This is a genomic window from Frigoribacterium sp. NPDC087798, from assembly GCF_044742985.1.
Classification (GTDB): Bacteria; Actinomycetota; Actinomycetes; order Actinomycetales; family Microbacteriaceae; genus Frigoribacterium.
Genome location: NZ_JBIUVP010000004.1, coordinates 168,477 through 183,302, shown reverse-complemented (window position 1 = coordinate 183,302; position 14,826 = coordinate 168,477). Strand labels below are relative to the sequence as shown.

At 69.5% G+C, this 14,826-nt stretch carries 14 protein-coding genes; all 14 read left to right on the top strand.

What is annotated here, in order from left to right; genetic code table 11:
• The first annotated feature begins 3 nt into the window (after positions 1 to 3).
• Positions 4 to 1,665, top strand: coding sequence for a GspE/PulE family protein (locus ACIOSR_RS12400; RefSeq protein ID WP_056043605.1), 1,662 nt, complete (start codon positions 4 to 6; stop codon positions 1,663 to 1,665).
• Positions 1,666 to 1,711: 46 nt separating this feature from the next.
• Positions 1,712 to 3,730, top strand: coding sequence for a type IV pilus twitching motility protein PilT (locus tag ACIOSR_RS12395; RefSeq protein WP_402752767.1), 2,019 nt, complete (start codon positions 1,712 to 1,714; stop codon positions 3,728 to 3,730).
• Positions 3,730 to 4,962 (top strand): type II secretion system F family protein, encoded by a 1,233-nt coding sequence (locus ACIOSR_RS12390; protein ID WP_056043602.1) that lies wholly within the window; start codon positions 3,730 to 3,732, stop codon positions 4,960 to 4,962. The genes ACIOSR_RS12395 and ACIOSR_RS12390 overlap by 1 nt, the downstream gene beginning before the upstream one ends.
• A gap of 295 nt (positions 4,963 to 5,257) precedes the next feature.
• Positions 5,258 to 5,722, top strand: coding sequence for a type II secretion system protein (locus ACIOSR_RS12385; protein WP_402752766.1), 465 nt, complete (start codon positions 5,258 to 5,260; stop codon positions 5,720 to 5,722).
• Between the two features lie 96 nt (positions 5,723 to 5,818).
• Positions 5,819 to 7,204: a prepilin-type N-terminal cleavage/methylation domain-containing protein gene (locus ACIOSR_RS12380; protein ID WP_402752765.1), complete on the top strand. Its 1,386-nt coding sequence runs from the start codon at positions 5,819 to 5,821 to the stop codon at positions 7,202 to 7,204.
• Entirely contained in the window at positions 7,204 to 7,884 is a 681-nt protein-coding gene (locus tag ACIOSR_RS12375; protein WP_056043596.1) for a type II secretion system protein J, read from the top strand. The genes ACIOSR_RS12380 and ACIOSR_RS12375 overlap by 1 nt, the downstream gene beginning before the upstream one ends.
• Positions 7,885 to 7,892: 8 nt before the next feature.
• Positions 7,893 to 9,743 (top strand): hypothetical protein, encoded by a 1,851-nt coding sequence (locus tag ACIOSR_RS12370; protein WP_402752764.1) that lies wholly within the window; start codon positions 7,893 to 7,895, stop codon positions 9,741 to 9,743.
• Positions 9,740 to 10,573, top strand: a complete 834-nt coding sequence (locus ACIOSR_RS12365) for a prepilin peptidase (protein ID WP_402752763.1) — start codon at positions 9,740 to 9,742, stop codon at positions 10,571 to 10,573. The genes ACIOSR_RS12370 and ACIOSR_RS12365 overlap by 4 nt, the downstream gene beginning before the upstream one ends.
• Before the next feature lie 28 nt (positions 10,574 to 10,601).
• A complete protein-coding gene (gene pilM / locus ACIOSR_RS12360) occupies positions 10,602 to 11,651 on the top strand; it encodes a type IV pilus assembly protein PilM (protein WP_159827822.1) in 1,050 nt (349 codons plus the stop codon).
• The gene (locus tag ACIOSR_RS12355) at positions 11,648 to 12,310 is read left to right on the top strand and encodes a hypothetical protein (protein ID WP_123571292.1); all 663 of its coding nucleotides are present in this window, start codon (positions 11,648 to 11,650) and stop codon (positions 12,308 to 12,310) included. Before pilM ends, ACIOSR_RS12355 begins: the two co-directional genes overlap by 4 nt.
• A 2-nt stretch (positions 12,311 to 12,312) precedes the next feature.
• On the top strand, positions 12,313 to 13,092 hold the full coding sequence (pilO, locus tag ACIOSR_RS12350; protein ID WP_277959697.1) for a type 4a pilus biogenesis protein PilO: 780 nt from the start codon (positions 12,313 to 12,315) through the stop codon (positions 13,090 to 13,092).
• A gap of 41 nt (positions 13,093 to 13,133) precedes the next feature.
• Positions 13,134 to 13,709 carry a DUF6121 family protein gene (locus ACIOSR_RS12345; protein ID WP_402752762.1) on the top strand — a complete coding sequence of 192 codons (576 nt, stop codon included), beginning with the start codon at positions 13,134 to 13,136 and terminating at the stop codon, positions 13,707 to 13,709.
• Between the two features lie 209 nt (positions 13,710 to 13,918).
• Entirely contained in the window at positions 13,919 to 14,293 is a 375-nt protein-coding gene (gene rpsL / locus ACIOSR_RS12340; RefSeq protein WP_056043579.1) for a 30S ribosomal protein S12, read from the top strand.
• Positions 14,293 to 14,763: a 30S ribosomal protein S7 gene (gene rpsG / locus ACIOSR_RS12335; RefSeq protein ID WP_043593378.1), complete on the top strand. Its 471-nt coding sequence runs from the start codon at positions 14,293 to 14,295 to the stop codon at positions 14,761 to 14,763. Before rpsL ends, rpsG begins: the two co-directional genes overlap by 1 nt.
• Positions 14,764 to 14,826: the final 63 nt, after the last annotated feature.

Sequence of the window (14,826 nt, the reverse complement as noted above, 5' to 3'; positions counted from 1 at the left end):
CGCGTGGCTTCCATGACCGAGATCCTGATCTTGCACGGGCTGTTGCCGATCGAGCAGCTCGACGTGATCCCGCGCGGCCCTGCCGAGGAAGAGGCGTCCATCCGCGACCTCCTCTCGCGAGGCGTCGTCACCGAGATGCAGGTGGCGAGGGCCCGGGCCACCGCCGCCGACCTCGACTTCGTCGAGCTGATCGACTACCCGGTCGACCGTTCGGCCGTGACGATGGTGCCCGCGGCCGTGTGCCGACGGCACAAGGTCCTGCCGATCGGCGTGCGCGACGGTGCGTTGATCCTCGCCATGGAGGACCCGGGCGACGTCTTCGCGATCGACGACGTCCGCGCCGGCCTGCGCATGGGCGTCGACCCCGTCGTCGCCGAGAAGAACGACCTGCGAGCCGCCATCGACCGGTACCTGCGTGCCGACGACGAGCTGAACGACTTGACGTCGACCCTCGAAGAGGAGAGGGCCCACGAGACGGCGGCCGACATCACGGACGGCCCCGACGACGACGTGCCGATCGTCCGGTTCGTCAACCTGCTCGTCAGCCAGGCGATCACCGACCACGCCTCCGACATCCACATCGAGCCGTCCGAGACCGACGTGCGCATCCGGTACCGCATCGACGGCGTGCTGCACGAGATGCAGCCGGCGCCCAAGGCGATCCAGAACGGCGTGATCTCGCGCCTCAAGATCATGAGCGAGATCGACATCGCCGAGCGCCGCAAGCCGCAGGACGGCCGCATGTCGGTCCGCCACGGCGGCCGGCAGATCGACCTGCGGGTGGCGACGCTGCCGACCGTCTGGGGCGAGAAGGTCGTGATGCGCATCCTCGACAACTCGAACACCTCGATGAGCCTGCGCGACCTCAACCTGCTCGAGCGCAACTTCGACGTCTACGCCGAGTCGTACTCGAAGCCCTACGGCATGATCCTCGTCACCGGCCCCACGGGTTCCGGCAAGTCGACGACGCTGTACACGACGCTGAACGCCGTCGCCCGTCCCGAGATCAACGTCATCACGGTCGAGGACCCGGTCGAGTACCGGATGAAAGGCATCAACCAGGTGCAGGTCAACCCCAAGGCCGGCCTGACCTTCGCGAGTGCGCTCCGCAGCATCCTGCGGTCCGACCCCGACGTCGTCCTGCTCGGCGAGATCCGCGACCACGAGACGGCGCAGATCGCGATCGAGGCGTCGCTGACCGGCCACCTCGTGTTGAGCACGTTGCACACGAACGACGCCCCGAGCGCGATCACCCGACTCACCGAGATGGGCATCGAGCCCTTCCTCGTCGGGTCGGCCATCGACTGCGTCGTCGCCCAGCGCCTCGCGCGCCGGCTCTGCGACCGGTGCAAGACGCCCACGGCCTACTCCCCGTTGCAGCTGGCCCACCTGAAGTTCCGGGTCGAGCCCGACGAGAACCCCACGGTGTACCAGCCGGTGGGCTGCCAGCAGTGCTCGAACACGGGCTACCGCGGCCGCATCGCGCTGCACGAGGTGATGAGCGTCTCCGAGGACATCGAGCGGCTCGCGGTGAGCCGCGCGTCCAGCGCCGAGATCGGCCGGGTCGCCCGCGAGCAAGGCATGTTGAGCCTGCGTCAGGACGGTTGGGAGAAGGCCAAGCTCGGCCTCACCAGCGTCGAAGAGATCCTGCGGGTCGTCGCGTGACGCCCGCCTCCGGCCGAGCCCGGACCGACCACGAGGAGCCCCTCTCATGAGCGCTTCGATCTACGACATCCCCGACGACGCAGCCGCCGAGGACGCCGCCCTCGCGGGGTGGACGCCGGGCCGTCCGGGCAACGAGGTCCGGTCCGCCACCGCGACCGCGACCGGCTCCGCGACCGCGACCGCGTCGTCGACGGCTCCGGCCGACGCGTCGCCGTTCCCGTCCGCTCCCGTGTCGCCCGGTGGCGCCGCGACGGGCCCCGTCTACAGCCTCGACGGAGGCCAGGACCCGGTCATGGGCTGGACGCCCACGCGTGCCCCCTCGAGTCGTCGCGCCGCGCGGCTGGCCGAGGCGCTGGTCGACAAGGCCGCGCTCGCCGACCAGGAGGCCCTGCTCGTCCCCGACACCGGCCCCTCGCCCGTGCTGCCCCGATCGGCCGTGGCCCCGTCGTCGGTCTCCGCGCCCTCCTCCGTGGCCCCGTCGCCCGCGGCAGCCGCCCCGGCACCGCTCAGCCCGCCCCCCGCCGGCCACGTGCTCCCGTCGACGCCGCGACCCGGCTGGGTCGACCCGCGTTTCGAGGAGCCGATCCGCGCCTCCAGGGCTCAGGTGTCCCCCCTGCAGGAGGCGCGGGCCGGCTCCGCGACGGACCTCCCCGCCCCCGCCCTCGCGGACACGGCCGCGGTCGGCACCACGGCCAGCACGACGGCCGCGTCCGCGTCGCTCGCGTCGTCCTCGCCGTTCGCCGCCGAGGGCGTCGTCCTGCCGAGCCCTGCCGGCGCCTCGGCCGGCCCGACCGCGACGGCCCCCTGGGACGCTCCGGCTCCGCAGCACGTCGCCGCCGACGCGCCGACTGCCGTCCTCGCGACGGCCGAGGACGCGGCCGACTTCCACGGCATCGAGCTGCACCGCCACCCGCGCGACCACGCGCACGCCGGGCTCGTCTCGGCGCTGATCCAGGTCGTGCTGCAGAACGCCTCCGACCTGCACGTCACCACCGACGCCATGCCCACGATCCGCGTCGACGGCGACCTCCGACCCGCCCTCTCCGGCGGTACGGTCTGGGACGCGGCCATCGTCCGCACGGCGCTGGAGAGCCTGCTCACGCCCGAGCAGCAGCAGCGCTTCGACGAGGAGCTCGAGCTCGACTTCGCCTACTCGCTCTCGGACGAGTCGCGTTTCCGCGTGAACTTCTACCAGCAGCGCGGCTCGTTGGGGGCGGCTTTCCGGTTGATCCCCACCGAGATCAAGCAGCTCGGCGACCTGGGCGTGCCCGAGTCGGTGTCGACCTTCGCCAAGCTCCCGCGCGGTCTCGTGCTCGTCACGGGCCCCACGGGTTCGGGCAAGTCGACGACCCTCGCGGCGCTGATCGACCTCGTCAACCGCACGCGGGCCGACCACATCGTGACGGTCGAGGACCCGATCGAGTTCATGCACCAGCACAAGAAGTCGCTCGTGAACCAGCGAGAGGTCGGGCACGACACCCACAGCTTCGCGGCGGCGCTCAAGCACGTGCTGCGGCAGGACCCCGACGTCATCCTCATCGGCGAGCTCCGCGACCTCGAGACCATCTCGGTCGCGCTGACCGCCGCCGAGACCGGCCACCTCGTCTTCGCGACGCTGCACACGCAGAGCGCGGCGCAGACCATCGACCGCGTCATCGACGTGTTCCCGCCGTACCAGCAGGACCAGGTGCGCACGCAGCTCGCCTCGACGCTGCAGGGCGTCGTCTGCCAGACGCTGCTGCCCAAGGCCAGCGGCCGCGGCCGGGTCGTGGCGACCGAGATCATGATGATGACCCCGGCGATCGGCAACCTCGTGCGGGAGGGCAAGACGTACCAGATCGCCTCGTCGATGCAGGCGGGCCGGGACCTCGGCATGCACACGATGGACCAGAAGCTCGCCGACCTGGTGAACACCGGCGTCGTGACGCACAAGGCCGCGATGGAGAAGGTGCACGACCGTGAAGGGTTCGACCGCCTCGTGACGCGAGTGATCAACAAGTCCGAGAGCCAGGGGCTCGACAGCGGCATCGACTTCGGCGACTCGTTCTCGGGCGGGGCCGCCTGATGGCCGGGGCAGTCGCCTACGCCTACAAGGGGCGTGACGGGGCCGGCAAGGTCGTCAAGGGCAAGGTCGACGCGTCGAGCGAGGGCGCGGTCATCACCCGCCTCCGCACGATGGGCGTGCAGCCGATCTCGATCAGCGAGGCGGGTGCCGGCACCGGCCTGCAGCGCGAGGTGTCGATCCCCGGGCTCGGCGACCGTGCGGTCAAGATGAAGGACATCGCGGTCATGTCGCGCCAGATGGCGACCATGATCGGTTCGGGGCTGTCGCTGCTGCGCACCCTGACGATCCTCGCCGACCAGGTCGACAACAAGCGGCTGGCCAAGATCATGGCCGAGGTGCGCGACGACGTCGAGACCGGCGTCTCGTTCTCCGACGCGGTCGGCAAGCACGACAAGGACTTCCCTCCGCTGATGATCAACATGATCAAGGCGGGCGAGACCGGCGGGTTCCTCGACAAGGCGCTCGAGTCGACGGCCGAGAACTTCGAGAAGGAGGTGGCGCTGCGGTCGACGATCAAGTCGGCCATGACCTACCCCGTCGTCGTGCTCGTCATGTCGCTCGTCGCGGTCGTCATCATGCTGCTGTTCATCGTCCCGATCTTCCAGGACATGTTCACCAACCTCGGCGGTCAGCTGCCGTTGCCGACGATGATGCTCGTCTACGCGTCGCGGGCGATGCCGTACGTCGTGCCGGCCGGCATCGTCGTGGGGATCGCGTTCTCGATCTGGTGGCGGACGAACAAGAACTCGGTCAAGGTGCGGGCGTTCCTCGACCCGCTGAAGCTGAAGCTGCCCGTCTTCGGTGCACTGTTCCGGAAGATCGCGATCGCGCGGTTCAGCCGCAACTTCTCGAACATGATCGGCGCCGGCGTGCCCATCCTCACGGCCCTGCGCATCGTGGGCGAGGTGTCGGGCAACTACGTGCTCGAGGAGGCGCTGGTCAAGGTGGCCGAGTCGGTGCGGCAGGGCGAGTCCATCGCCGGCCCGCTGACCGAGTCGGGCGTCTTCCCGTCGATGGTCACGCAGATGATCTCGGTCGGCGAGGACTCGGGTTCGCTGCAGACGATGCTCGAGAAGGTCGCGGACTTCTACGACCAAGAGGTCAAGTCGACGACCGAGTCGCTGACGGCCCTGATCGAGCCCCTCCTGATCGCCTTCCTCGGCGTCGTCGTCGGCGGCATGATCGTGGCGCTGTACCTGCCCATCTTCCAGATCACCTCGCTGATCAAGTAACGCACCAGGCACCCCCGCAGGAGGCGCGGGCCGGCTCACGAGGCCGGCTCGCGCCTCCTTCTCGTCCCGGACGTCCGGCGACCGTGCGGTCTACCCCGCAAACGGGTGCTGACCAGCGATTTCCGGCCTTTCGGGGGATACCCGAACTGGGGCCGTGTCGCAGGCCAAAACCCCCCTTCCAAGGGATTCTGGGGCACTTTCCCAGGTGGCACCATCGATCTCGGCGGGAGCTCAGTGACCGCCTCACCCCCTCACCGGGCATCACTCCCGCACCCGATCGAACAGGACCAGCGACATGTACTTCACCCTCATGGGCAAGCTCAGCGCCCGCCGCCAGAACCTCACCGAAGACAAGGACAAGGGCTTCACCCTGATCGAGCTCCTCGTCGTCGTCATCATCATCGGCATCCTCGCCGCGATCGCCATCCCGGTGTACCTCGGCGTGCAGAACAACGCCAAGGACTCCGGTGTGAAGAGCGACGTCACCAACGTCAAGACCGCCATCATCAGCGTCCAGACGAACACGGGCACCTTGCCCGCCGCCGCGGCGTACAGCGCCACCTCGGCGTTGACCGCCGACCTGAAGGCCGCCGGCGCCTCGATGGGTTCCGACACCAGCGCGATCGCCTACCAGGTGACGGCTGACAAGAAGGGCTTCTGCATTCAGGGGACCAGCTCGACGGGCAACACCTTCGCGTCCTCCGAGAACTCGGGTGTCGCGGCTGGTACCTGCAAGGACGGCGCCTTCGTCGCCAAGTAAGACCCCGAAGCGGGCCGATGGCGCTCGTCGCTGCCGGCCCGCTTCGCGACATCCGTCGAACCGTTCCACCCCTGACCCGACCGGGAGGTGACCACCATGTTCCAGAAGCTCAGCCAGCGCCTCCGTCCGTCCGACGACGTCGACCGCGACGCGGGCCTGACCCTCGTCGAGGTGATGGTCGCCATGATGGTCTTCGCGATCATCTCGGTCGGTGTCGCCTACTCCATCACCAACGCACTCGTCCTGACCCGCGAGTCGCGGGCGCGGGCGATCGCCACCAACCTCGCCGCGCAGCAGGTCGACCTGGTGCGGGCCACCCAGAACGTCTTCACCGTCGACGACAAGCAGATCGACAACACGGTCTCGGGCATCGACTTCCGTCTGTCGCAGACGGTGCGCTGGGTCGACTCGACTTCGACCGTCACCGACTGCGGCACCGGTACCGGAACCCTGCAGTACAAAGCCGTCACCATCAGCGTCAGCTACTCCGGCCAACGGTCGATCACCGCACCCGTGACGACCGAGACCGTGCTCGCCCCGAGCGACCGCATCAACGACCCGGCCCTCGGCACGATCGTCGTCAAGGTCACCGGCGTCGGCGGCACCGGCAACCCGGGCGTCGCCGTCGCCATCGCGCCGGCGGCCGTGCCGAACGGCGCCTCGGCGCCCACGACCCCGGCCGTCACGAACACCCAGGGCTGCACGTACGCGCTCAAGGTGAAGCCGGGCAACTACTCCGTCGGCGTCGTCGAGTCGGGCAACCTCGACATCAAGCAGGTCGCCGCCCCGAAGACCACGCCCGTCGTCGTCAAGGCCGGCACCTCGTCGTCGGTCAGCTTCACCTACGACACGGCCGCCACGTACACGCTCAAGTACGCCTCGAACTACAGCAGCAGCGTCCTGTTGCCGACCGACCTCGAGACCACGTTCGTCAGCACCCTCGGCGGGGTCCAGACGGTCAAGTCCGCCGCGAACCCCGCGACCCTCTTCCCCGTGGCCTACACCGTCATGGCCGGGGGCTACGTCGCCCCGATCAAGGACGACAAGGGCGTCGTCACGAACACGCCGTGCGTCGACGTCGACCCGTCGGCCTGGGCCGCGACCCCCGGAAACGGTGCCGGCCAGCCGCTCACGGCAGTCGCCGCGCCACCCGGCGGCACCGCCACGGTCGACGTCCCGATGGGTGTCGTGCGCCTGCCGCAGATGAACGGCACGGCCACGGTCGTCGCCACCTCGGTCGGCACCAAGGCCAACGGTGACCCGGGCTGCAACACGAACAAGGCCTACACCTTCACCGTCAGTGGCCAGAAAGACGTCGCGCTGCCGTTCGGCACCTGGAAGTTCTCCGTCGTCGTGCTCGACCTCCTCGGCGTCGTGACGGCGCAGAGCCCGGTCACCCTCGACGCCGACGCGATCCGCACCCGCGGCACGATCGACAAGTCGACCGGTGCGGCCACCCTCGACCCCCGACCGGCCGGCTGATGACCATCGCCCTCGCCCGCCGCCTGCGCCGGCTCGTCGACCAGCCCGAACGGGGCATCTCGCTCGCCGAGATGCTCGTCGCCATGGCGCTCTTCGCCGTCCTCATGGCCCTCACCGGGGGCTTCGTCGTCACGGCGTACCGTGCCTCGGCCTCGAGCCGCACGATCGACGCCGCCACCCGTACGGCCACGGTCGGCATGACCGAGGTCACCCGCACCGTCCGGGCCGCGACGAACAACCCGGTCTCGACCTCGAACATCGCCGACGCCGCGTTCGTCACGGCGACCGACCAGAGCCTTAAGATCTACGCCTACGTCAACCTCGCGTCGTCCGAGGAGAAGCCCGTGACCGTCGAGTTCAAGGTCGTCGACGGCAAGCTCGTCGAGACCACCTGGGCGTCGTACGACCTCGGCGGCGGCTACTGGGGGTTCCAGACCACCCCGAGCTCGGTCCGTACGATCGCCTCGCCCGTCGTGGGCACGGCGCAGGGTGCACCCGCGCTGTTCCGCTACGTCGACTCGGGGGGCTCGACGATCCCGCTGACCGCGGGAGCCGTGCCGATCGGCCTGGTCCGGGGCATCTCGGCCGTGCAGGTCTCGCTGCAGGTCGGCTCGTCCGCCGATCTGTCGAAGTCCACCGTCCTGACCAACACGGTCGGCCTGCCCAACCTGACGTCGTAGGAGTTGAGATGATCACGCTGCTGCACGCCCGGCTCGGTCGCCGCTGGGCCCGCGCTCGCCAGGACGGCGAACGGGGCGTCGCCCTCATCACCGTCATCGGATTGGGGGCAGTCCTGCTGCTCCTGAGCGCCACGATGGTCTCGGTCGCGATCAGTGGCGCGACAGCGTCGCGCACCGACTCCGACTTCAACGCCGCGATCGCCGCCGCCTACGCCGGCGTCGAGGACTACCAGAGCAAACTCGCCAACGACAACACGTACCCGCAGTACGGCGTCAAGGGAACCGAGTTCAGCAAGACGAGCACCTTCACGGGCGCGGCCGGCAACCCGGCCTTCGGCGTGGGTACGGCGGGCACCTGGATGCCCGTGGCGGGCAGCCCCACGTCGTCGTACCGGTACGAGGTCGACAACTCGGCCTACTCGAAGTCCGGCATCCTGCGCCTGCGCGCCACGGGCAAGGTGGGCATGACGACGCGTACCGTCGTGGCCGGCCTGAAGCAGAAGGGCTTCATCGACTTTCTGTACTTCACCGACTACGAGCTGTTCGACCCTCAGCTGTCGAACACCTCGTGCACCCCGGCCTACGAGTGGGCGGTCACCGACCGTCCCGCCTGCACGACCCTGCAGTTCGGTTCGGCCGACGTCATCGACGGCCCCCTCCACAGCAACGACACCCTGCTGATCTGCGGCGCCACCTTCAACGGAGTGGTCACGAGCGCCAATCCCGACAGTCCCCGGTACAGCACCCCGTCGGGCTGTGGCACACCCAAGTTCGTCAACCCGAACTACCCTCTCTTCGCCAAGCGCGTCGACATGCCCGCGACCAACCAGAGCCTGCGCCAAGAAGTGCGGTCCGACCTCACGAGCTCGACCGTGCCCCGCCCGGGCTGCCTCTTCACCGGTCCGACGACCATCACGTTCAACTCGGGCGGCACGATGAGCGTCTACTCGCCGTACACCGTGGCGACCAACGTCAGCGGCGAGCCCGCCACGGGTGGTTCCGTCGCGTCCGGCTGCGGCACGCCGGGCTTCAGCAGCTCAGGAGGCACGCTCGGCAGCCCGGGCGGCCAGACCATGCCCGTGATCGCCAACAACCTGATCTTCGTCCAGGACGTCCCCTCGTTGACTTCCGACCCGAACTTCCCGAAGAAGGCACCCACGAGCTTCTCGTGCACCGGTGCCGATGGGACGACCCCGGGCAACGGCGTCGGATTCCCGGTCGTCGGCGAGACGCCCCCGGTGACCTCGGGCGACACGATCTCGTACGGTTGCACCAAGGGTGACGTCTTCGTCAAGGGTGCGCTCAAGGGCAACGTCACGGTCGCCGCGGCGAACTACGTGTACATCACGGGCAACCTCACCTACGTCGACCAGGCAGCAGACATGCTCGGTCTCGTCGGGCAGAACGCCGTCTTCGTGCACAACCCGGTCAAGACGACGACCACGACCGAGACCTACAACGCCACCTGCCGCAACGGCTTCTTCGTCTACACCTGCACCCAGACCCGCGACGTGACGACCTCGACCCTGCTCGACCGCAGCAAGACCGACCGCACCGTCAGCGCTGCCATCCTGTCGGTCGCGCACACCTTCACCGTGCAGAACTACAACCTCGACAACGGTTACCCCAAGGGCAAGTTGATCATCAACGGGGCCATCGCCCAGAAGTTCCGCGGGCCGGTCGCGACGACGTCGGGCGGTGCCATCGTCACGGGCTACACGAAGGCCTACAAGTACGACACCCGCATGGAGTTCATGGCCCCGCCGAAGTTCCTGTCGCCGGTGTCGACCAGCTACGGCATCAGCCAGCTCGTCGAGAGCAAGACCGCCTTCACCGCCGCGGGGGTCGAGATCAAGTGATCGCCCTCGTCTTCCCCCTGTCGCTCACCGCGGCGCTCGGCCTCGCCATCGGATCGTTCCTCAACGTCGTCGTGTACCGCGTACCCGCGGGCATCTCGGTCGCGCGACCCGCGAGCGCCTGCCCGGGCTGCAGCACGCCGATCCGTCGACGCGACAACGTTCCCGTGGTCAGCTGGCTCGCCCTCGGCGGGAAGTGCCGTGACTGCCGCACGTCCATCTCGGCCCGGTACCCGATCGTCGAGCTGGCCACCGGCCTGTTCTTCGTGCTCGTCGCCGCCCGCCTGTGGCCGCTCGTCGGCGTGCCGACCGAGGCGCTGCCGCTCGTGGCGCGCCTCCTGTCCCTCGTCGCCTTCCTCTGGCTGGCCGGCGTGAGCGTCGCGCTCGCCGTCATCGACCTCGAACACCACCGGCTGCCGGACGCGATCGTCCTGCCGTCCTACGCGGTCGGGGGCGTCCTCCTGGCGGCGTCGAGCATCCTCGTGGGGGACTGGCCGGCGCTCGTCCGCGCCGCCATCGGCCTGGCCTCCCTCTTCGCCTTCTACCTGATCGCCGCCCTGTCGTACCCGGGTGGCATGGGCTTCGGCGACGTCAAGCTCGCCGGCGTGCTCGGCCTGTACCTCGCCTGGCTCGGCTGGGGCGAGTTCGCCGTGGGCGCCTTCGCGGCGTTCCTGCTCGGCGGCCTGTTCGCCGTCGTCCTCCTGGTCACCCGACGCGTCGAACGCACCGGTGGCATCCCCTTCGGCCCCTGGATGCTCGCGGGCGCCTGGGTCGGCGTCTTCGCCGGCGGCACCGTCGCCACGGCGTACCTCACCCTCCTCGGCCTGGCATGACCGGGCGAGCTGACAGAGAGCAGAACTGATGGGCAAGAACATCGTGGGCATCGACATCGGCAGCCGCTTCGTGCGGGCGGTCGAGGTCGCCGACGTCGACAAGGCCAAGCCGACCATCGTCCGGTTCAGCGAGGTGTCCCTGCCCGACGGTGCGGCGAGCCGCGGAGAGGTGATCGAGTCGCAGACCATGGCCGGCACGCTCAAGCAGCTGTGGTCGGCCGGGGGCTTCAAGAGCAAGCGCGTCGTGCTGGGCATGGGCAACCAGCGGGTGCTCGCGCGCGACATGACCGTGCCCAAGGCGTCGCACAAGCGCATCCGCGAGATGCTGCCGTTCCAGGTGCAGGACATGCTGCCCGTCCCGGTCGCCGACGCCCTCCTCGACTTCTACCCGTACGCCGAGGGGCTCGGCGAGAACGGTCCCGTCGTCCACGGGCTGCTGATCGCGGCGGTGAAGGACGCCGTCCTCGGCAACGTCCAGGCGAGCAAGCTCGCCGGCCTGACCACGCTGGGGGTCGACCTGATCCCGTTCTCGAACACGCGCCTCCTCGTCACCCGCCCGCGCATCGCGGGCACGGTCGCGCTCGTCGAGATCGGTCACAGCACGACCTCGGTGATCATGATCGCCGACGGCGTCCCGCAGTTCGTCCGCATCATCCCCTCGGGAGGCGACGACGTCACGCAGGCCGTCGCGACGAAGCTCGAGGTCTCGACCCAGGTCGCCGAGGGCATCAAGTTCGGCCGTGGCCTCGCCACCACCGTCACGACGCCCGACGAGCAGGCCGCGTCGTCCGCCATCTTCGAGTCCGTCAACGAGTTGCTCGGCAGCCTGCGCAACACGATCCAGTACTACGTCAACACCCGTCCGACCGAGACCGTCGCGGGCATCATGATCGCCGGCGGGGGAGCGGCCCTGCCGGGCCTGCCCGAGGCGCTCAGCGAGGTCACCCGCCTGCCGGTGGCCCTCGCCGACCCGTTCGCGACGGTGGGCTTCGCGAAGAACCTCGACGAGGCCGCCCTGCGGTCGCGGTCGACCGACCTGACCGTGGCCCTCGGCCTGGCCCTGGGGAGCGCAGCATGAGAACCCGTGGCAAAGACACCGGCATCACCGTGGGAGGCGCGCCCCGCGTCGACCTGCTGCCTCCCGAGGTCCGCGCGGAGCGTCGCGCCGCCGCCCTGACCCGTCGGGTCTGGGCCGGCGTCGTCGTGGTCGCCGTCGTGGTCGGGATCGGATCGGGTGCGGCGTTCCTCGAGCGGATGAACGCCGAGGACGACCTCATGGTCGCCCAGGGTGAGACGCAGACCCTGCTGATGGAGCAGGGCGCCTTCGCCGACGTCCGCTCGACGCAGGCGCAGGTGAGCCTGGCCGCCGCGGCCCAGACCGTCGGCGGAAGCACGGACATCGATTGGCCGGCCTACCTCGAGAAGGTGCAGGCCACCCTGCCCGTGGGCGTCACCATCGTCGGCGTCTCGCTCGACCAGGCCTCGCCGCTCGTGCAGTACGCCCAGCCGACGGCTCCGCTCCAGGGCTCCCGCGTCGCCACCCTCACCTTCCAGGCGACCAGCCCGACGCTGCCGTCGGTGCCCGACTGGCTCAACGGCCTCGCCACCCTGCCGGGCTTCGCCGACGCCCAACCCGGTTCGGTCACCCTCGAAGAAGGCACCTACAAAGCCGACGTCACCATGCACATCACCGCCGACGCGTTCTCGGGACGCTTCGCCGCTTCGAAGGACGAATGACCATGGACCGCAACCGCTTGAAGATGATCATCGCCGTCCTGACCGGCGTGGTCGTCCTGGCCCTGGGGTTCGTGCTCGGGGTCCAGCCGCAGCTCACCGCCGCCTCCACGGCGTCCCAGCAGACCGCCTCGGTCGACGAGCAGAACGCCACCCTCCGCGCCGGTCTCGCCACCCTGAAGGCCGACAACGAGAAGCTGCCCGCGTTGCAGTCCGAGCTCGGCGCACTGCAGACCTCGGTGCCGTCCCAGGCGACCCTCCCGGCGTTCCTCACCGAGATCAGCCAGCTGGCCTCTGAGACCGGGACGACCGTGACAGCCTTCACGACGTCCGACGCCGTGGCGTACGCTCCGGCGGCGCCCGCCGCGGACGCCACCGCCACCGACGCGGCGGCCACGGACTCGACGGCCGCCGACGGTGCCACGGCCGAGGCCACGGCTCCGGTCGCCGCAGCGCCCGAGCTCGTCACCGATCCGCAGATCACCGCGGCGAACTTCTCGTCCATCCCGATCACGGTGACCGTCAAGGGCAGCTACCAGCAGGCCCGCGACTTCCTCGGCCGACTGCAGCAGGGTTCGCGGCTGTTCCTCGTGACGAACTTCGCCAGCTCGGGTTCGTCCGAGGGTGGTTCGACGAACGCCGTCCCCGACCAGTGGACCGTCGGCGGCCTCGTCTACGTCCTCCAGGACGCCGCCGCCACCCAGGCCGACCAGGCCGCCGAGACCCCAGCCACCACGGCCGAGGGCACCGACGACGCGAGCTCGGACACGGCCGCCGGCGAGTAGCCCTGCGCCCCCGCACCCCCGCGGGCGCGTAGCCTCGGAGGATGTCCCGAGCCGTCTACGCCGTCATGGGCACCGTCCTCTTCGGTGCGCTCGTCATCATGGTGGCGGGCTTCGAGGCGCTGCTCCTCGACCGCGACCCCATCGACGAACCCGACGCCGGCACCCTGCTCGGCCCGTTGATGGTCGCCGCCGCCGTGCTCGTCGTGCTGCTGTCGCTGCTTCGGTCGGCGGCGCTCTCCGACGCCCGCGACGACAGGGCTCCGGAGGTGCGGGGCACGTTCCCCGCACAGCCCGTCGTGTTCGCCCGCCCGGCCGGCGCGGGTGGGTCCCGCTCCGTCACCGGTGACGAGGTGGTCGGCCCTCGCGGGCCCGCACCGCACCTCCTCGTCGCCGCGCTCCTCACGGCCGCGCTCGTCTACGTGTCGATGCTCGCCGTCGGGGGAGTCGTCTACGGCCTCGTGCGAGAAGAGCTCGTCTGGGTGCTGCTCTTCGCCGCCCGGTACGCCGTCTCGCCGTTCGTGATCGGTTCGGCGGTCTGCGCCGGCCTCGTGGTCGGGGGCACGCTGGCGGTGTCGCGCACCGACCCCGGGCGTTCCGACCCTCGACCATTTGATTAAGGCCCTACCTCAAGATAAGCTCTTTCGGGTGTGCGCCTGACCGCGCGCCCGAATAAAAGCCCCCTCGACCTCGCGGCCGAGACGGGCAGACCGTCTCGATCACCGAGACGAGGATGCCGGCTGATCAGCCGGACAGAGCAGAGCGATGCGAGAGCAGCGCGACTCGGCGTGTTCGCAAGGGCAGCGTCGAGATCCGATGAGGAGAACCAGTGCCAACTATTCAGCAGCTGGTCCGCAAGGGACGCACGCCGAAGGTCGTCAAGACCAAGGCCCCCGCCCTGAAGGCCAACCCCCAGCAGCGTGGCGTGTGCACCCGTGTGTACACCACCACCCCCAAGAAGCCGAACTCGGCGCTCCGCAAGGTCGCCCGCGTCAAGCTCTCCAACGGCACCGAGGTCACCGCCTACATCCCCGGCGAGGGCCACAACCTGCAGGAGCACTCGATGGTGCTCGTCCGCGGCGGTCGTGTGAAAGACCTCCCCGGCGTGCGCTACAAGATCGTTCGTGGCGCGCTCGACACCCAGGCCGTCAAGAACCGCAAGCAGGCCCGCAGCCGCTACGGAGCGAAAGCAGAGAAGAAGTAATGCCTCGTAAAGGACCCGCTCCCAAGCGCCCTGTCGTCGCCGACCCGGTCTACGGTGCGCCGATCGTCAGCCAGCTCGTCAACAAGATCCTCCTCGACGGCAAGAAGGGCCTCGCCGAACGCATCGTCTACGGTGCTCTCGCCGGCGTCACCGCCAAGAACGACCAAGATGCAGTGGCCACGCTGAAGAAGGCGCTCGACAACGTGCGCCCCACGCTCGAGGTCCGCTCGCGTCGCGTCGGCGGTTCGACCTACCAGGTCCCCGTCGAGGTCAAGCCCCACCGCGCCAACACCCTGGCCCTCCGCTGGCTCACCAGCTACGCCAAGGCCCGTCGCGAGAAGACGATGACCGAGCGTCTCATGAACGAGATCCTCGACGCGTCGAACGGTCTGGGCGCCGCTGTCAAGCGTCGCGAAGACACTCACAAGATGGCCGAGTCGAACAAGGCCTTCGCGCACTACCGCTGGTAACCGGCACGAGGAGGCGCGGTGTGCGCACGACGCGCACCGCACCTCCTCGTCCCCCCAACTTCC